This is a genomic window from Nonomuraea sp. LP-02, assembly GCF_036289125.1.
Classification (GTDB): domain Bacteria; phylum Actinomycetota; class Actinomycetes; order Streptosporangiales; family Streptosporangiaceae; genus Nonomuraea; species Nonomuraea bangladeshensis.
This window is the reverse complement of record NZ_JAXCLK010000001.1, coordinates 8,502,945-8,522,257: the sequence shown is the minus strand read 5'-3', so window position 1 is coordinate 8,522,257 and position 19,313 is coordinate 8,502,945. Positions and strand designations below refer to the sequence as shown.

At 68.4% G+C, this 19,313-nt stretch carries 21 protein-coding genes; 11 read left to right on the top strand and 10 right to left on the bottom strand.

Going from position 1 to position 19,313, the window contains the following annotated elements; genetic code table 11:
- Positions 1 to 141 precede the first annotated feature (141 nt).
- On the top strand, positions 142 to 771 hold the full coding sequence (locus SMD20_RS40055) for a class I SAM-dependent methyltransferase (protein ID WP_139635863.1): 630 nt from the start codon (positions 142 to 144) through the stop codon (positions 769 to 771).
- Positions 772 to 881: 110 nt separating this feature from the next.
- On the opposite strand, the gene SMD20_RS40050 is transcribed toward SMD20_RS40055, so the two are convergent.
- Positions 882 to 1,067: a hypothetical protein gene (locus SMD20_RS40050; RefSeq protein ID WP_329591234.1), complete on the bottom strand. Its 186-nt coding sequence runs from the start codon at positions 1,065 to 1,067 to the stop codon at positions 882 to 884.
- 359 nt (positions 1,068 to 1,426) lie between these two features.
- Between SMD20_RS40050 and SMD20_RS40045 the strand changes: the two genes are divergently transcribed.
- Positions 1,427 to 1,822, top strand: a complete 396-nt coding sequence (locus SMD20_RS40045) for a hypothetical protein (RefSeq protein ID WP_329591232.1) — start codon at positions 1,427 to 1,429, stop codon at positions 1,820 to 1,822.
- A gap of 212 nt (positions 1,823 to 2,034) precedes the next feature.
- Here SMD20_RS40045 and SMD20_RS40040 read toward each other — a convergent pair whose 3' ends face one another.
- Together SMD20_RS40040 and SMD20_RS40035 are read right to left on the bottom strand one after the other, a co-directional pair.
- Positions 2,035 to 2,469: a DUF3052 domain-containing protein gene (locus tag SMD20_RS40040; RefSeq protein WP_329591229.1), complete on the bottom strand. Its 435-nt coding sequence runs from the start codon at positions 2,467 to 2,469 to the stop codon at positions 2,035 to 2,037.
- An 87-nt stretch (positions 2,470 to 2,556) separates the two neighbouring features.
- Positions 2,557 to 3,558: a DUF2207 domain-containing protein gene (locus SMD20_RS40035; RefSeq protein WP_329591227.1), complete on the bottom strand. Its 1,002-nt coding sequence runs from the start codon at positions 3,556 to 3,558 to the stop codon at positions 2,557 to 2,559.
- A 342-nt stretch (positions 3,559 to 3,900) separates the two neighbouring features.
- Between SMD20_RS40035 and SMD20_RS40030 the strand changes: the two genes are divergently transcribed.
- The gene (locus tag SMD20_RS40030) at positions 3,901 to 5,790 is read left to right on the top strand and encodes a sensor histidine kinase (RefSeq protein ID WP_329591224.1); all 1,890 of its coding nucleotides are present in this window, start codon (positions 3,901 to 3,903) and stop codon (positions 5,788 to 5,790) included.
- Between the two features lie 141 nt (positions 5,791 to 5,931).
- A complete protein-coding gene (locus tag SMD20_RS40025) occupies positions 5,932 to 6,537 on the top strand; it encodes a response regulator transcription factor (protein WP_329591222.1) in 606 nt (201 codons plus the stop codon).
- 23 nt (positions 6,538 to 6,560) lie between these two features.
- Here SMD20_RS40025 and SMD20_RS40020 read toward each other — a convergent pair whose 3' ends face one another.
- From SMD20_RS40020 to SMD20_RS40010, 3 genes are all read right to left on the bottom strand, one after another.
- The gene (locus SMD20_RS40020) at positions 6,561 to 8,426 is read right to left on the bottom strand and encodes a DJ-1/PfpI family protein (protein ID WP_329592825.1); all 1,866 of its coding nucleotides are present in this window, start codon (positions 8,424 to 8,426) and stop codon (positions 6,561 to 6,563) included.
- An 827-nt stretch (positions 8,427 to 9,253) separates the two neighbouring features.
- A complete protein-coding gene (locus SMD20_RS40015; protein ID WP_329591220.1) occupies positions 9,254 to 12,016 on the bottom strand; it encodes an ATP-binding protein in 2,763 nt (920 codons plus the stop codon).
- A 392-nt stretch (positions 12,017 to 12,408) separates the two neighbouring features.
- The gene (locus tag SMD20_RS40010; RefSeq protein WP_329591219.1) at positions 12,409 to 13,554 is read right to left on the bottom strand and encodes a DUF4158 domain-containing protein; all 1,146 of its coding nucleotides are present in this window, start codon (positions 13,552 to 13,554) and stop codon (positions 12,409 to 12,411) included.
- Between the two features lie 52 nt (positions 13,555 to 13,606).
- Between SMD20_RS40010 and SMD20_RS40005 the strand changes: the two genes are divergently transcribed.
- The 4 genes from SMD20_RS40005 to SMD20_RS39990 all read left to right on the top strand — a co-directional run bounded on the left by SMD20_RS40005 (position 13,607) and on the right by SMD20_RS39990 (position 16,238).
- Positions 13,607 to 13,810, top strand: a complete 204-nt coding sequence (locus tag SMD20_RS40005) for a hypothetical protein (RefSeq protein ID WP_329591217.1) — start codon at positions 13,607 to 13,609, stop codon at positions 13,808 to 13,810.
- Between the two features lie 82 nt (positions 13,811 to 13,892).
- Positions 13,893 to 14,678 carry an MBL fold metallo-hydrolase gene (locus SMD20_RS40000; RefSeq protein WP_329591215.1) on the top strand — a complete coding sequence of 262 codons (786 nt, stop codon included), beginning with the start codon at positions 13,893 to 13,895 and terminating at the stop codon, positions 14,676 to 14,678.
- 543 nt (positions 14,679 to 15,221) lie between these two features.
- The gene (locus SMD20_RS39995; RefSeq protein WP_329591213.1) at positions 15,222 to 15,530 is read left to right on the top strand and encodes a hypothetical protein; all 309 of its coding nucleotides are present in this window, start codon (positions 15,222 to 15,224) and stop codon (positions 15,528 to 15,530) included.
- A gap of 90 nt (positions 15,531 to 15,620) precedes the next feature.
- A complete protein-coding gene (locus SMD20_RS39990) occupies positions 15,621 to 16,238 on the top strand; it encodes a DUF3558 family protein (protein WP_329591211.1) in 618 nt (205 codons plus the stop codon).
- 39 nt (positions 16,239 to 16,277) lie between these two features.
- Here SMD20_RS39990 and SMD20_RS39985 read toward each other — a convergent pair whose 3' ends face one another.
- Positions 16,278 to 16,631, bottom strand: coding sequence for a hypothetical protein (locus SMD20_RS39985; protein ID WP_329591209.1), 354 nt, complete (start codon positions 16,629 to 16,631; stop codon positions 16,278 to 16,280).
- A 447-nt stretch (positions 16,632 to 17,078) separates the two neighbouring features.
- Between SMD20_RS39985 and SMD20_RS39980 the strand changes: the two genes are divergently transcribed.
- Both SMD20_RS39980 and SMD20_RS39975 read left to right on the top strand, forming a co-directional pair.
- Positions 17,079 to 17,501: a hypothetical protein gene (locus SMD20_RS39980; RefSeq protein WP_329591207.1), complete on the top strand. Its 423-nt coding sequence runs from the start codon at positions 17,079 to 17,081 to the stop codon at positions 17,499 to 17,501.
- A gap of 82 nt (positions 17,502 to 17,583) precedes the next feature.
- Positions 17,584 to 18,006, top strand: a complete 423-nt coding sequence (locus SMD20_RS39975) for a hypothetical protein (protein WP_319709433.1) — start codon at positions 17,584 to 17,586, stop codon at positions 18,004 to 18,006.
- A gap of 60 nt (positions 18,007 to 18,066) precedes the next feature.
- On the opposite strand, the gene SMD20_RS39970 is transcribed toward SMD20_RS39975, so the two are convergent.
- The gene (locus tag SMD20_RS39970) at positions 18,067 to 18,345 is read right to left on the bottom strand and encodes a hypothetical protein (RefSeq protein WP_329591205.1); all 279 of its coding nucleotides are present in this window, start codon (positions 18,343 to 18,345) and stop codon (positions 18,067 to 18,069) included.
- On the opposite strand from SMD20_RS39970, the gene SMD20_RS39965 reads away from it, so the two are divergent.
- The gene (locus SMD20_RS39965; RefSeq protein WP_329592873.1) at positions 18,313 to 18,462 is read left to right on the top strand and encodes a hypothetical protein; all 150 of its coding nucleotides are present in this window, start codon (positions 18,313 to 18,315) and stop codon (positions 18,460 to 18,462) included. The two genes, SMD20_RS39970 and SMD20_RS39965, sit on opposite strands and share 33 nt — an antisense overlap.
- Positions 18,463 to 18,472: 10 nt before the next feature.
- Here SMD20_RS39965 and SMD20_RS39960 read toward each other — a convergent pair whose 3' ends face one another.
- Together SMD20_RS39960 and SMD20_RS39955 are read right to left on the bottom strand one after the other, a co-directional pair.
- Positions 18,473 to 19,156 (bottom strand): hypothetical protein, encoded by a 684-nt coding sequence (locus SMD20_RS39960; RefSeq protein WP_329591204.1) that lies wholly within the window; start codon positions 19,154 to 19,156, stop codon positions 18,473 to 18,475.
- A gap of 1 nt (position 19,157) precedes the next feature.
- On the bottom strand, positions 19,158 to 19,310 hold the full coding sequence (locus SMD20_RS39955) for a hypothetical protein (RefSeq protein WP_329591202.1): 153 nt from the start codon (positions 19,308 to 19,310) through the stop codon (positions 19,158 to 19,160).
- Positions 19,311 to 19,313: the final 3 nt, after the last annotated feature.

The window sequence follows — 19,313 nt, the reverse complement described above, 5'->3', positions numbered from 1 at the left end:
GACGGACTGTGGTCGCCAGCGGCTTGTCGCGCCACCGGGTGATGGCCTTGTCCTGGTAGCCGAGCGAGTCCGATACGACGGCGCAGGATTCGGCACGGGGCCGGAGAACAGCTGAGAATGGGGGGTGTTAACGTCCTTCCCGTGGCAAAGCACCAGGACGAGACCAGGACGGCCTACGACGGGGTCGTCGAGTTATACGCGTCGATGTTCGCTAACCGACTGGAGACGCAGCCGTTCGCACGGAACATGATCGGCACCTTCGCCGAGTTGGTGCGTGGGACGGGGAATTCGCGGGTGGCGGATGTCGGCTGCGGGCCCGGACATCTGACGGCCATGCTGCACGACCTGGAACTGGATGCCTTCGGGCTCGACCTCTCTCCGGCCATGGTCGACCACGCTCGGCGGGCCCATCCGGCGCTGAAGTTCGATGAGGCCCGGATGGAGGAACTCCCCGTTGAGGACGGCGCGCTCGGCGGCGTGCTGGCCCACTACTCGATGATTCACACCCCTCCTGGAGAACTACCCGCGCTGCTCGCCGAGCAGGCGCGTGTCCTGGCGCCGGGGGGCCTTCTCCTGGTCTCGTTCTTCGGAACCGACGCGCCCGAGCCGGTCCGCTTCGACCACAAGGTGACACCCGCCTATAGCTGGCCGGCGGACCGCTTCGCCGAGTTGCTGGCCGGGGCTGGGTTCGCCACATTCGCGCGGCTGCTCCACGACCCGGCCTCCGAGCGGGGCTTCCTGGACGCCCACTTGCTGGCCCGTCTCCGCTAGAGAACGGGCGGAGGTGGGTGCTGCCATTTCTCACCAACATTTCTGCGCCTGTTGATCGCCAACCGCTGTCCAAACTCACCAACAAACGATGTCGCTACTGACCGACGAAATCACTCAGTCGCCGTTCTGTGCGGCATGCACGATCTGGTCCCATCGGAGCGCAGGGCCACCGCCAGCAGTGGCGAGAGCGACCACCCGGCGGTGTGGTGATCGGCCAGTACCCAGGTCAGCACTGCGACGTCGACCGCGTCGAGGACCACGACCTCGGCGGCCGCGGTCGGAGGCAGGAATGTCATCGCGTCCGCCCGTGCGTCTGTGCGGGCCGGCCCGTCACCGGTGAGGTCCTCACGCCAATCCTGGTCACCAACGCTTCCTCGCTTCCCGGCCCGTCGCTGTCGCGGGCGTGACCGGCTCGGGCTCGCCAGTTCCAGGCGAGATCTCGTTTCGGCGGTACTCGGGCCATCATCCGCGACGGCGGTACTCGAAACGGCCTCAGAACAGCTTCACCGCCGGTACGGGAGTCTCACCGCTCGCAGGACAGGCGAGATACGCCGTACTCGGCACGCTGGCGGCGGCCATTGTCACCTCCGGGGCTGGAATTGCCGCGGTCCACGCCGAGGTCGGCCGGCAGGCCGGCCCGCGGACCGTTCCGCTGGTGCGCTATTTCGACGGGCTGAAGCACTATGTGACCAGCGGGGCGCGGCCGGGCCCGAACTACCGCGAAGAGGGCCGATTCCCTATTTTGACCAGCAACGTTCCGGGCACGAGGGCGATCTACGGCTGTATGGCCGGCCAAGCTCCGCGCGACCAGTTCCTGTCGGCCACGGCCAACTGCGAGAACAGCGTCGCCAGCGCGAAGAAAAACACGGCCCTTCGGCAGGAGGGGTTCCTTTACAAGAGCCCGGGGGCGGGCAGGCGTCCCCTCTACCGCTGTTATGTCCCGCACACGAAGAGCCACTTCGTATCTGTCCGCTCCGACTGCGAGTCGAATCCGCCGACGTCGAAGGTGAACGTCGAATTCATCCTGGGCTATTTCCCGTACTCCGGGTAGCGAGCGGGGCTGCGTCTCCTCTTCGGGTAATGTGACGTGCGAGGCTCCCCGTGCGGTGGTGAACCTTCAAGGTGCACCGCTCGGGGAGCTTCTGCATTGGCGGGACTTCAGCCGCCCTGCACCTGCCCGTCAGTTGGACTGCCACCATCGCCGTCAGCTTCCCCGGCGTAAGTGAGGCCGTTCCCGACGACGCCGGGGCAAGGCTCACGTGACTATCTCAACGGCCTGGCCCGTCGCCAGGACGGCCAAGTCAGCGTCGCCGACCAGCCGTCACCGAGACCGACGCTGGCGCCCTGGACGAGTCCCGCGGTCGGCACAGACTCGGCGAGTTCCTCGGCTTCGTCATGCCCGCCCTGACTTCTGTGCGGGATCAGAACCCAGATCACGCCGTAGTCGGCGAGGTTGCCCGCCGCGTCCATGAGGGCGTCCACCAGGTCACCATCGCCCGCACGCCAGCACAGCAACACGACGTCGACAATCTCATCGGCACTCTCGTCCAGCAGATCGCCGCCGCTGCGTTCCGTGACGGCGGCCCTGAGGCCGACAGGGAACCGAGCGTTGTCCCGCCCCCAGTTTCTGCCCTGGACCACCATCCCCGGTTCGATGCCGAGCTCGTCGGCGACGACACCCTGGTAAGGGTCCTTCACGACTTCCCTTCCCTTCGCTCTCTCGCAGTGTGCATCTGACCGGCCACCAGGCCGGGCGGTGACCCGATCCCTGGTGCCGGGACGGCTTCAGCAGGCGCCGCCCCCACCTCCTCCGCCGCTGCTTCCACCGGTGCCGCTGTAGACGCCGCTCGAAGAGCCGCCGCCGGAGTAGCCGCCGTAGGAGTGCTTGGAGGAGCCGGAGGGGCGGGTCCCGGCGCCCGGGGAGCGGGATGCGCGGCGACGCTCGCGCGCCTCGCTGACCAGACCCGCCAGCATCAGAGCCGCGAAGGCCGCCCCTATGATGATCATCATTGTCAAGCCGATGATGTGCTTCAGAGAGGCGCGCGGTCCCTCGATGCCGAGGATGCTGCCGAGTCCGGACACCACGTCGGCCCCTTCGGGGTTGTCGTCCAGCAGACCGCGCGGGAAGGCCAGCTCGGCGGTGCGGGCCTGGCCGGGGGCGACTCGCCGTTCGGTCATGGTGGCCGTCCGCGTGGTCGCGTCGATGGTGAGCGCGGAGCCCTTGCCGCTTTCCAAGACACCCTCACCCGGGTCGCCACCGCGCGGCAGCCGGATCTCGACCTGAAGCAGGTCGAGCGCCCGCGGCCAGTTCTTCCCCCACACCGGCAGGCGGAGGAATGCCTGGTCGGGGTAGGCGGTGACGGCTCCGCGCAGGGTGTAGCGGACGGTGAAGGTGCGGGTGGAGCCGGGGGCGGCGGAAAAGTACCAGCTCACGCGCTGCTGGTCGGCGTCGCAGCAGGCCGTCCGGTACGTGCCGGCCGGACGGTCCGCGCCGCCGGCGGCGTCAGGACTGTGATGGTAGGCGACGTCACCCTCGCTGACTGAAATGTCCTCGACACGCATCTCCGAGGTCAGGGGGATGTCGACGTAAGCGGCGTGTCCCGGCCGCTGCCAGGTGAAAGCGTGTTTCTCAGTGACCGCGACCCGGCCGTCCGCCGTGACCTCCGCCAGCACGGACGTCCCCGGAAGCGTGTAGCTCGGATCGTCATGGGTCGCCGCCTGCGCGGCCGCGCTGCCGGGGAGGAGCAGCGCACACGGTGCGAGGATCAACATCAGTAATTGACGCATTGATTCCCCCTGCGCGTCATCTGAGCAGATTTCCGTGCTTCGAGCGTACGAGGAAAAGACACGTCCATGCCGCTCGCCATCGGGGCGGGCTGACCGTGGCCGAGGAGATTCGCACCGCCACCAACTGCCGGAACACCACTCTTGTCGCTGGCCTGCCATGAGTTCAGCCGCTCCGCAATGCCCGCCAAATGTCCGGTTGCTGCCCTGAGGCGGCCACTTCTCATCGTAGAAAATGTACTGATTTGAAAGGTCGTGCGGATGTCTGATCCCCTTCATCCGATGGGGCGTGGCATGCCGTGCCGTCACCGTGAAGAACGCTCAGGCGTGGTCTGGAGGCACGTGATGGGCGATGTGTCGCGGCAGGGCGCGCTGACGCCGACGGTCGCCTGGCTGTTCGCCCCGGCCTTCCTGTGCCTGGTGCTACCCGCCAGGTCGGCCGTGGCGGTGTACGGGGCCGGACCGGTCGGCGCGGTGGCGGCCATGACGCTGTTCGTGCTGCCGTTGTCGTACGCGGTTCCGCCCGGCCGGGCGCTGTGGGCCCGTTTCCGTGGCCCGCTGCTCGTCGTCCAGGCTGTCCTGACGTATGTGCCGTTCGTCGTGTTCGGTCAGGACTGGTTCGTGGGGCTGGCGGGACTGCTGGGCGGTCTGCTGCTGCTCACGGTGGGAGCGCCGGCCTCCTGGGTCCTGTTCGGCGCCGTCCTTCTGCTCGAAGGGATCCTGCGGGCCGACAGCTCGTGGTCGTTGACCATCTGGGCGCTGACGGGCCCGGTGAACATGGCTTTGGCGTTGTTCGGCCTGGTCCGGTTGGCCGATCTGGTCCAGGAAATGCATATAACCCAGGCCGAGCTGGTCGCCATGGCCGTAGCCCGGCAGCGCCTTCGCGCGGCCGGGCTCCTGCGTGAGGCGATCGGGGACCGGCTCCAAGCCGTCACCGCACATGGCAAAGCCGCCTTGGCGTTGATCATCGACAGTCCGGGCCAGGCGCGTGACCGTCTCATCGAGGCGGCCGGCATTACGCGTCAGGCGCTCGACCAGGTCCGGGTGAGGGTGGCCCGCGACGACCGCGCCCACGGCCCGCCGAAGGCCGGACGGGAAGGCGACACCGCCGACGGCATTCAGGGCGGCATTCAGGGCGGGACTGTGGCACCGCAGGTGGCCCGGATGGTGCTGGTGGTGGTGCTGTGCGCTTTCTCGGCCCAGACGCTGGTCAACGTACTGGAAACGGCGGCGGATGTGGCCGCCAAGGTCGGCGCGTGCACCGTCATCGTCGCGGTAGGGGCGCTGCAGCTCCGGCACACCCGTGATCGCCGCGATGGTGTTCGCCCCCCTGGCTGGGTCTGGACTTTCACGGCTCAGACGCTGCTGAGCGTCGCGTCGGTCTGGGTCTTCGACGAGGTGAACCTGCTCGGCATGGCGGGATTCGCGGCGGGTTCGGCGATGCTGCTGATTCCGGGCCGCTGGGCGTGGGCGGCATTCGGGGCCATCTCGCTCGTGGCCGGGACGACGATGGTGGCCTACAGCAGGTACGGACTCTACGACGCGGTGTATGCCGCGACAGGAACAGCGGCGTACGGCCTGGTGGTATACGGGCTCTCGCGACTGACCGACCTGGCGCTCAGGGTGGAGGCCGCTCATCGGGAACTGGCCGGCAACGCCGTGGTACGGGAGCGGACACGTGTCGCCAGGGACACCCACGACCTTCTGGGCCTGGGCCTGTCGGCCGTCGCACTCAAGTGCGACCTGGTGGTGCGACTCATCGACCGCGACAACGCCAGTGCCCGAAACGAACTGGAGCAGCTCCTGCGGATCATTGCCGAGTCCCGTGACGAGGTTCGGTCGGTAACTGAGGATGTGCGCGATCAACTGTCCTTTCTCCATGAGCTCGCCACGGCCCGTGACGCTCTGGCCGCCGCCGGCGTCGAGGTTCGCACCGATCTGCCCGTTGTGCCGATCCCTCCTCCGATCGACGAGGTGCTGGCCACTGTGCTGCGCGAAGGCATCACCAACGTCCTTCGCCACGCGGCAGCCGAGTGGTGCGCCATCCGGCTGTCCGCCACGGACGAAGCCGTCCGGCTGCGCATCACCAATGACGGTGCCCGTCCCTCCGAGGCGGCCGGCACCGGCCTTGGCAACCTCCGCGCACGAGTCGGTGCCCTCAGCGGGCGCCTCACCGCCGCGGACGATGGTGCGGGCCGCTTCGATCTGGCCGTGGAGATTCCGCTCGTTCTTTGAGCAGGGGCGGTGCCGGCGTCCACGGGTGCTACGTTGAGGGCTCGTCGGCAGTGGGAACATCGGCAGTGGGAACAGTGGTGGTGGCCTGGACACCGGGCCATAAGGTCGCAGCAGCCGTCGTGGTCGCCGCGGGAGGTGGAGATGATCCGGGTCCTGATCGCCGAGGACATGCGCATCCTGCGCGACACCCTGGTCGCCCTCCTGGAGTTGGAGGACGACCTCAAGGTCGTCGCCGCATTGAGTTCCGGTGAGGACGTCGTACCCGCCGCGCTTGAGCATCGCCCCGATGTGGCCGTGATCGATATCGACCTGCCCGGTTCCGATGGGCTCACCGCCGCCGCCGAACTGCGTCGGCGGCTACCGCAGTGCCACACCTTGATCCTTACAGGCCTGGGCAGGCCAGGGACACTGCGCCGCGCACTCGCCGCGCAGGTGTCCGGGTTTCTCGTAAAAGACGCTCCGGCGCAGGAACTGCTCGACGCGGTACGCCGGGTTGCCAAGGGCGAGCGCGTGATCGACACGAAACTGGCTCTCGCCGCACTGGAGACCACCGAGAGCCCGCTTTCTCCCCGGGAAGCCGAGGTGCTCAGGCGTCACGCAAACGGGGCCTCGGCGGCCGAAATCGCTGTAGAGGTGCATCTGACGTACGGGACCGTACGGAACTATCTGGCATCGGCGGTCACCAAGCTGGGCGCGCGCAACCGGGTGGACGCTGCGCGCATCGCCGATGAGGCCGGCTGGCTGTAGCCGGCCTGCGCCCACGTGATCGATCAGGGTCGGCAGCCACGCGCAGTGCCGTCACCGCCATCCGCCGTCCGGAGAACGCGGGCCCGCCGAACCAGCCAGGCGGCGCCGAGGGCGGCGGCCAGTCCCGTCAGGCCCAGCAAGAGCGGGCGCAGGGCCAGCGTCCATGGCCACCCGGGACCGGACAGCCCAAGCCCGTCGGCCGGGTACTCCAGGACCTTGGCGGCCCACCGCGCCGTGGGAACATCCATCGTGCGGGCGACATCCCGCAGTGCCTCGTCGAAGGCGAAGCCCGGTCGCGCCTGGAGGTACTCCACCGGCACACCTCCCCGTCGGGCGGCCTCGACTGCAGGCTGCGGATTCGCCGCCGCAGCGGCGCCGGGCACCAACAACCGGTCAAATCGGACAGTGGCGTTCGCCAGGGTGTCCCGCGGGGTGAACGTCAGCCCATGGCGGGAGCGGATGGCGGCTCCATCCGGCGTGACCGCGACGGTACGCGCGGCCATCGAGTGCTCGGCATACGGGTCGAACGCAGCGGCCAGTTCAATCTCGCCGACGCCGTCGGTGAGCACAACACCCACGTTGGGAGCTTCCCAGCGGAAGCCCACGTTGAGCGTATGCAGGATGGCATCGCCGAGAGTCAGCTTCGACTGAGGGAGCGTGGCGGCCTTCCCGGGGGTGTAGTACCGCCAGCCGACGGACTCGGCGGCGGCCCGGGCGGAGTCGGTGCCGAGGAGCCGCTCGACCACGCGCAGTGTTCCGTCGACCGCCGACAACAGCCCGCCCGTGCTGATCACATCGCCGTCATCGACATATCGGATGCCGCGCTGCCAGTTCACCTCGGGATGGTCGCGCTGGAGCCGGGAAATCCAGTACCAGTGCGAGGCCGCGTCGCGCCCGTCGAGCAGCCCGGCTTCGGCGACCAGTTGCGCGCCGGCACACACGCTCAGCAGCAGCCCCTTACTCGCGGTGTCCCGAATCCAGGTGGTCACCATCGTACGGTCGGAGGCGTCTGAGTCCGGCATGGCAGGCACTACGGTCACGTCCGGGGCCGAACCACTCATCAACTGCTCCAACTGCGCGAAGCTGAAGTCCGGCACCAGATCCAGCCCACCAAGCAGAGGTAGCGGACGGCGGTCCGGCGCGACGGTGTAGACGTTGAACTTTCCCGTGATGGCCAGGATCTCGTACGAGACGAGTGCGTCGGCGATGTTGGCACCGCTGTTGCCGACGACGACCACGGCCGTGGGCTTGCCCGGATCGTACGCCGACGGCGTCACGGTGGCCGTGGTCCTCTCAGGTTGGCTGTACTGGTTTCTCGCGTAGGCCGCGGAGCCCGCTGTGTACGCGGCGCCGGGAACAAGCAGGAAGGCGAGCAGAACGGCCAGGCCGCGGCCGAGCTTCCGGACAGCCGGCCGGGCAGGACCGTGGGCCATGCTGTATTCCTGACGGCGGCGGAGCATGACAATCAGCATGGCCGGCAGCATCAGCACGTGCAGCAGCATCATGAGCGCCCCGTCCGAAACTGCTCCCGCCCATAGCAGTGCCACCAGCACCACGAGCGGGGCGACCATGGCCGCCACCATCTCCAGGATGCTCCCCCACCCGTGCCGGCGGTAGCGCATCCATGCGGCCATGCCCAGCGACATGGTGAGCACCATTTCGCTCGCGCCGATCACCGGGTGATCGGCGTGGGAGTAATCCCACCCGACGGCGCTGAGCACAATGCTCAGCGCCGTTCCCAAGGCCAGCATCCCGGCCAGCATCGCCACGACCATTTCCACGTAGTGCCAGGCGAAGCGCCACCAGCTTCCGCGGTGAGCGGTATCCGCCCCTTCGACGGCCCGCACCCGGCCGGCCGGCGTGTCATGATCCAGTCCGGTGTGAGTCATCACACAGTTCCTCCTCCACGGGAACGGAATTCGCTCCTGTTCCCCGAATTGTCTGCTTGACGGGGCGAACCGGACCAGTGCCAGACGCACGACCTGCATATGGGATCCGCAGCAGTTCGGGGATGCAAAATGCACAAACGGTCTTCCATGCACCGGAAGAGAAAAGCGTCGTGAACTGAAGGCATGGAGAAGGCCCAGTACCTGTCGAAAAAACCGGTCGCGGGGATGCCAGCCGCGGAGCTGAAGCATCGCATTCATCTCAAAGCGGAACCCGCAGCAGGGCGAGAGTCCCCGCCACCGCCTGACCAACGGGCTTCATGACGAGGGATCCGGCAGCGTCGTAGGCGTGCACCCGGCCTCAGCGCCAAGAGCACGAGCACCTGCCACCGTTCGGGTGCGCCCAGGGCGAACAGGAGGGCGAGCAGCGGCTGAAAGACCAGGCGTGACCGGTGTCCGCTCAGAGCCGGCTTTGTTGGGATAAAGATGATCGAACGCTCCTCTGGTGGAGGCCGACTCCCCCATTAGGGAAGGGCCGCATCCGGGCAGCAGGAGGAGAAGAACCAGGGAATCGCCCGTGTCCGCAATACCGAGGCATTATGCCGATCATCGGGTGCGAACAACGCTATCTTCGAACATTCCCACATGAATATCCGGAAGCCCGATCAGGCCGGCACATGACCGGTGCTGTCGTCAGCGCTGGGTCACCCGCATCGAGCTCGCCACCTGGGCACGCTCACCCCGATACAGTCCCAGAACGCGTCCACCGTGCCATGACAATCCAGGAACGCGACTCCACCAAACTCGGGGCTCACCGGTGCCGGAGCGGTTCACGCAGCCAACAGGGCGCGGACCTTGTTGGCCTCGGGGCTGCCGATGTCGGTGAACAGCTCCAGAGCTTCCTTCCAGCGGCGCACGGCCGTCAGGAGATCGCCGGCATCATGGAGCACACACCCCATCACCTGCAGGGCGCGGGCGGCCCCGAGTCTGTGACCGGTTTGCTGGTGCAGCTCCAATGCCTGCCGGGCGTGCATGAGCGCTTGGTCATAGCAGCCGAGCCGATGGTGGGTCGCGGCCAGCGTGATGTGGGCGTTGCCCTGAAGGAGGCGGATGCCAGCTTCGGCTGCGAAGTCCAGTGCTAGCCGGGCACCGTCGAGGGCCTGGCGGGGCTGGTCGAGGGCGAGGCAGACGTCGGCCAGCCCCAGCCGCGCGGTGGCCTCGGTCCAACGGCTGAAGATACGCTGTGCCAGCTTCAGAGCCCGCCGGCAGTGATCATCGGCGTCATGGGCCTGGCCGAGATGCAGGTGAATCCTGGCCAGGACGATACGGACCCTGGCCTCGGTATAGGGGTCGCCGATCTCTACGGCCAGCCGCAGTGCCTCCTCAGCTGTGACCAGCGCCTCCTGAGGCTGACCGGCATCGCATGTCACTGCGGCAAGGGCACGCAGCCAGTAGGCTCGCCCGAACCGCATGCCCAGCTCCTCATAGAGCCGCGCCGCGTCGGCGAGGTGCTGGCGGGCGGTCTCCCACTGCCCCAGCTCGTGGTCGATCTCGCCCAGGGCGCCCATGACGCCCGTGTCCCCGAGGCGTGAGCCGATCTGCCGGTAAAGCTCGGACGCCTGGTGGTGGTGGGCGGCAGCCTCCTGCAACTGGCCAAGCTCCCGCTCGGCCAGGGCGAGGTCGAACAGGCTGTCGGCCTGCGCGCCCTGCGAACCGCTGCTGTGGTACAACGCCACCGCCTGGGCCAGCTCTTCGGTGGCCTGCCGGAGGTCGCCCGACAACACGCTGACGACTCCCTGGCAGCTCAGGGCGGCGGCCTGGCCCTCGGTCCAGCCGACCTGCCGGGCCAGGGTGAGCGCGTCGGTGAGATGTCGGCGAGCCAACTGCGGCCGGCCGGCAGCCCGGTCGACTTGGCCGAGGCTGAGGTGGCCGAGGACCTGGGCGCGTACGTCGCCGATGACCGTGGCGGCCTCGAGTCCGGCCTGAGCGATCAACTGCCATTCCACCATGGGCCGTCGCTGCCAGAAGTATTCACGCAGCGCGTCGGCCAGGCGCCAGGCGACCGGATGAGGACCGTGGTCGGCAGCGTATCTGGTGGCTGCGACCAGGTTGGCCAACTCGGCTTCGAGCCACGCGGCCGCCTCTGGCAGATCGCCGAACGCTGTCGGGAAGGTGGTGTCGGCCGCCGCTGGCTGAGGCAGCCGCATCGCCTCCGGATACAGCAGCCCCACGGCCGCGTCGACTCCGCCCAGGTACCAGTCCAGCAGCCGTTCCACAGCCGCCTCGCATTCCACTTGGCCGTCGTGAAGGTGCGCGCGCTGGCGCGCGTACACCCGCAGCAGGTCGTGCATGCTGTACCGGTCCCGGCCGTGTGGCTGCACCAGGTGTGCGTCCGCCAATTCGCTGAGCGCCCGTCTCGCATCCTCTGCCTCAACGTCCGCCAGCACCGCGACGCCCGCGACGCAGACGTCCGGGCCTGGGATCAGGCCCAGCAGCCGGTACAGCCGTTGGCGGTCAGGGGTCAGGCGATCATAGGAGTGGTCGAAGGCCACCCGGATGGCCGCTTGGGGATCGCGGGAGATGGTCAGGCCGTCCAGCCGGTCCTCCTCCTGCAGTTCGGCCAGATACTCGGCGATCAGCTTGTCCGGCCGGCCGGTGAGGTTGGCCGCGGCGATTCGCAAGGCCAGCGGCAGGTAGCCGCACACCTGTGCCAGCGCGGTCACGGCCTCAGGCTCGGCCGCCGCCCGCTCCGGCCCGATGATGTGCGTCAGCAGCATTGCCGCCTCGCCAGGGTCCAGGACCTCCAAGGTCAGCCGGTGGCCACCGTGGGTGGCCGTCAGCCCGGTCAGCCGGTCACGGCTGGTGACGATCACCATGCATCCCTGAGCGCCGGGCAGCAGCGGGCGGACCTGCTCGGCGCTGTGGGCGTTGTCCAACATCACGAGGATCCGTTTGCCCGCCAGCAGCGATCGGTACAGCCCTGTGGCCTCCTCCAGTTCCGTCGGGACCTGGCCGGCCGTGACGCCCAGGCCGCGCACAAGCGTGGCCAGCGCCTGTAGCGGGGAGAGCGGCGGCCCTGGTGCGTACCCCTGGAGGTTGATGTAGAGCTGTCCGTCGGGAAAACGGTCGGCCATCCGGTGCGCCCAATGCACCGCCAGCGCGGTTTTCCCTACACCCCCCATCCCGTCGATGGCCGTGATGATCAGGGTACCCGCGACGTGGGCCTCGTCCACGAAGGCCAGTTCCCGCCCGCGGCCCACGAACGCCGCCACATCAGGAGGCAACTGCCGCGGCATCATCACCGGCGCCGGATGCGAAAGGTGCGGAGCGGCGTTCGTGGTATTGATCAGAAGCGACGATTCCTCGGCATCCAGGCCCAGTGCCTCGGCCAGCAACCGCAGCGATGAACTGCGCGGCCGTCGCAGCTCACCGGTCTCCAGCCGGCGTACGGTTCGCTCATTAAGCCCTGCGCGTACCGCCAGTTCCTTCTGGGTCAGCAGCGCCCGCTCACGCCAGACGCGCAACAATGCACTCAACGTCGCTTTCTGCGCGTGAGGATCCTCCAGACCATTGTCGCGTGCGTCTAACGGCATGAACGCCCCTCCTCGCTCCCTCGACTTTGCAGACTACCGGGCTTGGACCTCCTGAGAGTCTGTCCCGCGGATAGGGCCGATGCGTTCTCGGCTGGTGGGACACACGCGGGCTGGTTGAGGCCGGGCGGTTGAGGGGGCACCCCGGGGTACAGATGGCAAACGCGACCCCTGATGATCGTTGGGTGTCCACACCAGGCGATCAAGAACAGGGGCCGCGTTCGCGTGCCGTCATCCCCGATCGACGTGCTCGCCCGCTACTTGGAGCACGTCACCGTCACCGTCCCGCTGATTGACCCGTCCGGCCTGCCGACCTCTGGCCGAGGTTCTGAACGCCGTTCCTGACCCGCGAAGCCCGCCAGGGACGCCGCTACCGGCTCGGCCCGCTGCTGGCGTTATCCCTGCTCACCGTCCTCAGCGGAGCAACATCCCTGGTAACGATCACCCGGTTCATCAACGGATACGATCCCGACCTGCGCGCCCGCGCCGGCCTGCCCGCCACCTGTCGACTGGCCGCCAGCACCCTGGGACGCCTGCTCGCCCGCCTGAACGGTGACGTCTTCGACACCGCCACCTGCAGCTACCTGGCCATTCTCGCCGCCGATGCGCCACCCACCAGCAACCCGTACCCAAGCCGGGTTCCGCTGTCCGGCCTGGCCGTGGACGGCAAGACCCTGCGCGGCAGCCGCACCGCCGACGGCACCACGGTCCACCTGCTGGCCGCCACCCGTCATGACTCCCAGACCGTCGTGGCCCAACGCCAGATCGCAGCTAAGAGTAACGAGATCCCCGCGTTCACGCCGCTGCTGTCCGGGCTGAACCTGACCGGCGTGGTGATCACCGCCCACCAGCAGGTCCAGCATCTCCAGGCAGTCGTCGACCGCCTTGCCCTCCAGATAGATCACCGTGGCCAGCAGCGTAGCGAGCTGACGGGAGGGGCCATGGCGGCGCAAAGCGGTCGCCGTGGCCTGCATGCCGTACCGCGCCAGACCGACCATCCGCCGGTGCGGCACCTCCAGCGGCAGCGGCATGGCCCCCAGCCCCACTCCGAGGATTTCCGCAGCGAGCTCCAGCGCCTTCTCCAGATTCCTGCCCGAGGGCGCCGCCGGGCCCTTGCGCCAGCGCTCCAGGTCCGAGGAGCGCCGACCTTCGGGCATCTCCAGCAGCATCTCCAGGAACCGCTGCCGCGGCGACAGCACCCCGCGCAGCGTGTCATAGAGACGGTCGGTGGCCTCATCCCGCACCCGGGCGACCAGCAGGGCCAGCGTGGTCACACCCGGGAGCAGCACCTTGTTGGTGCGCAGCCACGTCACCCCGTCATAGAAGATCGTCTTCTTGCCGTCGCCAGTGTTCCACGCCCGCGCGCTCGCCCACACGATGAAATCCGCTTCCACCTGGGAGAACTCCTTCAACGCGTATGCCTTGCGGATCACGTCCTGGTGCTCGAACGGCGTGCTGCGCCGCTCGGTGTACTGGCTGATCTGCGGGACATCCTCGATCCCGAGTTGCTCGCCGAGGTACACCAGCACCTCATCGGGCACATCCAGCGGGTCGGTTCACCCGCTAACGGGACTTTTCGTTCGGATGCTCGTCATGCCCCGTTACCCGAAGGAGCTGCGCCTCGGCGACGCCGTCGCCAAGGGCGCCTACTGCTACTCCGACCCGCACATACCGATCAGCCCGCTCGGATTCGACGTGCTGGGCCACTTCGCGCACTGTTTCTACAAGCCCTACACCATCACCGTCGACTTCACCGCGATGAGCCTCTACATCGCCCGTGGCACGGCCGCCGCCTGATCGGCGGCTCCGCACGCCGGGCAGCGGCGGGAGTTCACGGGACTGCCGCCGCCGTCCTCATCGACCCGCGACCCTGGAACCCGTGAAGGTTCACCACCTCAACTGCGGCACCATGCGCCTGCCCACCGCGCATCTGGTCTGCCACGTCCTGCTGCTCGAGTCCGGCAACGGGCTGGTCCTGGTCGACACCGGCTTCGGACTGGCCGACATCGAGGACCCCGCCCGCCGCCTCGGCCCCTACCGCCACCTCATCAAGCCGGCCCTGGACCCTGCGGAGACGGCCGCCCACCAGGTCGAACGCCTCGGCCACCGGCGCGCCGACGTCCGGCACATCGTGCTCACCCACCTCGACATCGACCACATCGGCGGCTTGGCCGACTTTCCGCACGCCCGCGTCCACCTCACCGCGGCCGAAGCCGAAGGGGCGATCCGAGCGCCGTCGCGTGCCGAGAGGATCCGCTACAGCCCGGCCCAGTGGGCCCACCGCCCCCACCTCGTCGAGCACACCCCCGACGGAGAGCAGTGGTGGGGGTTCCCCGCTGCCCTGCCGCTCGACGAGGTCTCGCCAGGCATCGTCCTCATCGCGCTGCCGGGTCACACCCGCGGGCATGCCGCCGTCGCCGTCGACGCCGGGGACCGCTGGATCCTGCACTGCGGCGATGCCTTCTACCACACGGGGACCCTCGACCGGCGCTTGCGCGTACCCGCCGTCCTCCGCCTTCAGGAAACGCTCGTCGCCTTCGACCGGGCAAAGGTCCGCGACAACCATGCCCGCCTCGCCGAGCTGTACCAGCGCGCCGACCCCCGCCTGAGCATCGTCTGCTCCCACGACCCCGTCCTCTACCAGCAGGCACGCGCCGGCGCCTGACACGAGCGCCGACCTGCGGGCGGCGCCTGTCGGCTCGCCGGAGAAGAGCGGGCATGACGGCCCGGCAATGTGTCCTGTGAATGTCCACAGAATGTCCTGGCCGGCATTCACCACGCGGCGGGACAATGGCCTCTCCGGCCTGCGAGAACGACATGCCGGAGAGAACGACATGCGAAGAGGTGAAGAACCGGTGCGGCGCGAAGGTGTCGGGCCGCTTGGTTCGAAACGTCCATGAGGGTGGAACTCCATGATGTCCGCTGTGATCCGGAACCGCCTGAGTATCGGGAGTTCCGTCGCAGTGAACGATTGACCGCGGCGTGGTCCTATGACGTTCTGCAGGCATTGTCCCACTCTTCTTGGGCGCCCGTTCTCATCGCCTTGCTGCGCGCCGGCCCACGCGTGTGCGGAGTGGTCTGCGCCGGCTATTTTGGCGTGCGGCGCAACGGGCGCCCGAGACCGCGGAGAGAGCTTTGTTGCACACCAGCTGCAGCCGCAGCCGCCGCGCCCACCGCAGGTCCAGCTTTGGGGTTTCACCGGTCGCCCATGCACCGGGTGGCCGTACCGCGCTGGCGACTCGGCACGAAGAGGCAGAAGAAGGCGAGGAAGGCGGCGGGTATCTGGTCGCCGTGGCGCTCGCCGGAATCATCTGGTTCGGCCTGCCGCACGAACGCGAGATCGATTCGCTGTGTGCTGTTTCTGTTCAAGCTGACGCCGTTCGCGGCGGCCGGTGTCGCGATCGGCTGTGGCGAAGACGTCCTCGTGGGCGAACAACGTCGCGAAGTAGTCCGCGCGGCCGAGGCCAGGCTGGCAGCCGCCCTGGACACCCTCGAACTGGACATCAAGCCGAGCTGAGCGTCTCGGCATGCTCCTTGAGGGCGTTCTTCAACAATCCGGCTGTACCCTCGTCCGACCGACGAGGCAACCCGCTCACGAAGGACTGAGATGATCACGGACAGGGCCGGCGCGATGCCCGCCGAGGCGACCACGCCCACCTGGAGGAACGCTGCGCGCCTGACGACCTCGGCCTGCGCCGTGTCCCTTTCCGTCGTGCTCCTCGCGAGTTGTTCGCCGGTGCCGGGGCCCATCCAGGACCCCGGCCAAGGCCTCGCCGCGACGCGGAACCCCGCCACGGCGACCGCGACGCCGGCGCCGTCGTCCGGCCCGGCCGACGCGTTCGCCGGTGTCGATCCGTGCGGGCTCGTGCCCCACGACGCCCGCACCCGGCTCGGCCTGACCGACCCGCGGGACAAGCAGGTCGGTCAGGCCCGCGTCTGCCGGTTCCGGATCCAGGGCGCGACCCTGCGCAACAGCTACACCGTGGGCGTCGAGTTGTTCTCCACCCGCGGGCTGGAGGACATCGTGGCCGCCCGGACGGATCGGCTTGCCGACATCGGGCACCACCGGGCCGTCAGGTTCGAGGGCGCCAACGGCGGATGCGCGGTCGCGCTGGGCGTGGGCGACCGGTCGCGGGTGGACGTCACCGCGGTCGGCGGCGACCTCGAACCCGCCTGCGACATCGTCGCCAGGCTCGCCGCCGCGCTCGAACCCTCGCTCCCGTGACGGGGATGAGCCGGCACGCGGGCGGGGACGACACCGAGATCAGGCGGCCCGCCACGCCGTGCAGTTGTTGTCCGTCCCCGAGGGGCGCCAGCAGAATCTGACCCCGGTCACGTTGGACGGCAGGTCGCGCTGGTAGCACAAACTGGGGACGGGCGGCGCGTCATAGCGGCGGAGAACGCCGGTGCCGAACCTCACCGTGGCCCAGACGTCCGAAGCGGGGTACCTGCCGAGAATCCTGCAGATGTTCAGCTGCGCGTGGTTGGAGGTGAGCTGTGCGTAGCCCCACGCGTTGCCCACGCTCACGGTGTGCGCCTGCGCGGGGGAGGCCATGGCGAAAGTCATCACACCTGCGGCGATGGCCGCCTGAGCTGTTCGTGTGATCGTCCGGTGCATGCTCGTTTCCTTCTTCCGTTCTCACAACGGGACTCGCGCCTGACGCTGTTGCTGGAAAGCGGCTGCTGACCGGCAGTTTCGCTGCCGGCGATGGCCGTGGCAAGGGCGGTGACCGGGCACTTCCCGGACTCTTCGCGCAGCCACCGCGTGCGCCTGCCAGCCCCGCCGCGCCGAACGAGTTGAATTGCCGGTATGTGTCCGGTGAATGTCCTGGCCATCGCCTTACTCGCTCTTTATAGTCCGAAGAAGGCAGGAGTTCCCCGGGCCACAGAGACGGGACGCCCGAAGCAGCGGCATCCGTCGTCTACGAAGCGGAAACCTCACCCACACCCATGCTGTTTCAGCGGAAATGCCAGGAACAGGTAATGAATCCCTGATTCCGGCGTTCTTCTCATCGCTCTCCGGCGTGCCGGAGAGCAGCCCCTCGCTCTGAAAGGAGCCATGCCCATGCGACGCGTCATGACCGGTCGGCGCGCGGCGGCGCTGCTCGCCGGCTGCGCTCTCGTCCCGCTCCTGGCGAACTCGGCCGTCGCCGCACCTGCGGCGTCGGCGCAGCGACAGGCGATGTGGGGATGCCGGACGTCCACGCTGACCGACGTGGTCGACAGGACCACGCGGGTTTCGGCAGGCGGATCGATATCCTGCGACAAGGTGCTGACACCCGATTTCATGTCGCTCATCATCTTCGTCGAACTCTACCGCAACGGCACCAAAGTAGCGGCGGCGACCAAGGCCTGTCCCGGCAAATACTCGTGCTGGGCCGGGGTGGAATTCACCGACAACACGGCCGGCAACCAGAAATGGCAGGCCAAGGCCACTTACGGCGGTGTCTGGACTGAAGTGAAGTGGGGCAACGTCCTTTATCACTGACCATTCGCGAGCCGGGCCGGCCTGTCGTCCGAGGCGTTCTGGTCCGCCATGACGCGCAGGAGCATGCAGAAAGGAAATTGCGATGTCATCGACCTTAGCCCGCACGACCGGACGGGTCTGCCGTCTCCTCGCGGGAGTGGTGCTCGCCGCCGCCACCGCGAGCGTGGTGACGGCGAGCCCGGCCCAGGCGGAACCCGCCTGCAAACTCTGGGTCCTGACCGACAAGGTGGATCGGCAGGCGCTGGTGTACGGAGCTGGCGGCTCCAACGGCTGCATCGGCGGGCACGCGGCAGGCGTTCTCGCCGTGGACCTGTTCCTGGACACCCGCCTGGTGTCGCACAGTCAGACCGGCCCCTGCGGGCGGGTACGCTGCGCCACCTCGACCAGGTCGATCGCCATACCGAGGGGATCGCACTCGTGGTGCACCATCACCAAGGTCTACACCATCCTGGGCAGTCATACCGACACCGAGACGAAGTCGCACTGCATGGTCACCACGGCCTGACCCGAGGCACCGGCCACGGCGGGCTCCCGCCCGTCCATGGCCGGTGCCGCCCTGTGCGACTCACGGCCGGCCCAGTAGCGCCAGCGCCTGACGGGAGATGATTCCCGAGATTTCGTCGAGTGTCAGGCGCCCGTCCGGCCGGTACCCCAGCGCCACGCCGTTGCACATCTGGATGATGGAGAACCGGGTCAGGGCCGGGTCTTCGGGCTTGAAGCTGCCGTCGGCGATGCCGTCCTCGATGACGTCGCGCCAGATCTGCTCGAACTCGTCGCGCAGCGCCACCAGTTCCACGCGCGCCTCGGGCTGATGACCTCCAGTTCCGAGCGGTTCAGCCGCCACACCTGGCTGTCGCGCACCTCCGCCAGGACGTGCGCCTTGACCAGGTTGATCAGCCGCTCGGCCGGAGTCGTCCCGGTCATGGCCGCCTGCCTGGCGCGCGCGGTGGTGCGGGCGTAGTTGCGCCGCATCAGCGTGAGGAACAGGTCTTCCTTGCTGGCAGCAGGGTGGCGCTGGGGCGGCGCTCCACCGTGCCCAGTTCGCAGTGCACGGTCTCCTCCAGCGCCAGCGGGGCGCCGAAGGTCCAGGTGAAGGCGCGGTTGAGCACCGTGCGGAAGCTGCCCATGTGCCGGCCGCGGGTGATCAGCCCGGACGCGGTCAGCACGATCAGCGGCCACGGTATGTGCCCGGGGAGGTCCTGGTCCCGGGTGGGGTCGCCGGGCAGCCACGTGCGGAAGAGGCGGGCGTCGGCCTCCGTCATGGTCCGGCCGGCGGAAGGCCGTCCTGGCTTGCGGGGCAGGTCGGCGGGGGGCCCGGTGACGACGGATCCGTGTGTGACGATCTGCCCGTCGGCCGTCCCGCTCAGGGTGTGCTCCTCGCCCGCGGAGTGTCCCCGCACCTCCAGCCGGGTGCCTTCGAACAGCGGCCTGTCGAAGGACCAGCGCAGCCGGGTCAGCGGAGCCCAGATCAGCTCGGGCCGGTAGGCGTCGATCGCGAGCAGCATGCCGGAGACGCCCGACAGGATGCGCTGCCTGAACATGCTCTTGCGGGCCATGAGGCGGTTGGTGTGCAGTTCGTCTCCGGTGCCTTCCCAGATCGATCCCATCAGGAAGTCGCGGGCGGTGACGACGTGCGGGGCGAGCTCCGCCGTCATGTCAGATCTCCACCTGGCATCTGGCGGGGTCGATATGAATGCGCAACGTCTCTCCTGTGATCTGGTCGCTGGTCTGGTGCATGGGGATGTGGGCGATGAGCGGGCCGAGCAGGGTGGTGGTGAGATCGACGCGTGCGTGCTCGCCCAGGAACACCAC

Coding starts and splice junctions, on each gene's coding strand:
- SMD20_RS39985 (WP_329591209.1), bottom strand. CDS start 16,631: ATGCACCGGACGATCACACGAACAGCTCAGGCGGCCATCGCCGCAGGT.
- SMD20_RS40035 (WP_329591227.1), bottom strand. CDS start 3,558: ATGCGTCAATTACTGATGTTGATCCTCGCACCGTGTGCGCTGCTCCTC.
- SMD20_RS39975 (WP_319709433.1), top strand. CDS start 17,584: ATGTCATCGACCTTAGCCCGCACGACCGGACGGGTCTGCCGTCTCCTC.
- SMD20_RS40050 (WP_329591234.1), bottom strand. CDS start 1,067: ATGACATTCCTGCCTCCGACCGCGGCCGCCGAGGTCGTGGTCCTCGAC.
- SMD20_RS39990 (WP_329591211.1), top strand. CDS start 15,621: ATGATCACGGACAGGGCCGGCGCGATGCCCGCCGAGGCGACCACGCCC.
- SMD20_RS39960 (WP_329591204.1), bottom strand. CDS start 19,156: ATGACGGCGGAGCTCGCCCCGCACGTCGTCACCGCCCGCGACTTCCTG.
- SMD20_RS39995 (WP_329591213.1), top strand. CDS start 15,222: ATGCACCGGGTGGCCGTACCGCGCTGGCGACTCGGCACGAAGAGGCAG.
- SMD20_RS40025 (WP_329591222.1), top strand. CDS start 5,932: ATGATCCGGGTCCTGATCGCCGAGGACATGCGCATCCTGCGCGACACC.
- SMD20_RS39980 (WP_329591207.1), top strand. CDS start 17,079: ATGCGACGCGTCATGACCGGTCGGCGCGCGGCGGCGCTGCTCGCCGGC.
- SMD20_RS40020 (WP_329592825.1), bottom strand. CDS start 8,426: ATGACTCACACCGGACTGGATCATGACACGCCGGCCGGCCGGGTGCGG.
- SMD20_RS39965 (WP_329592873.1), top strand. CDS start 18,313: ATGACCTCCAGTTCCGAGCGGTTCAGCCGCCACACCTGGCTGTCGCGC.
- SMD20_RS40005 (WP_329591217.1), top strand. CDS start 13,607: ATGCCCCGTTACCCGAAGGAGCTGCGCCTCGGCGACGCCGTCGCCAAG.
- SMD20_RS40030 (WP_329591224.1), top strand. CDS start 3,901: ATGGGCGATGTGTCGCGGCAGGGCGCGCTGACGCCGACGGTCGCCTGG.
- SMD20_RS40015 (WP_329591220.1), bottom strand. CDS start 12,016: ATGCCGTTAGACGCACGCGACAATGGTCTGGAGGATCCTCACGCGCAG.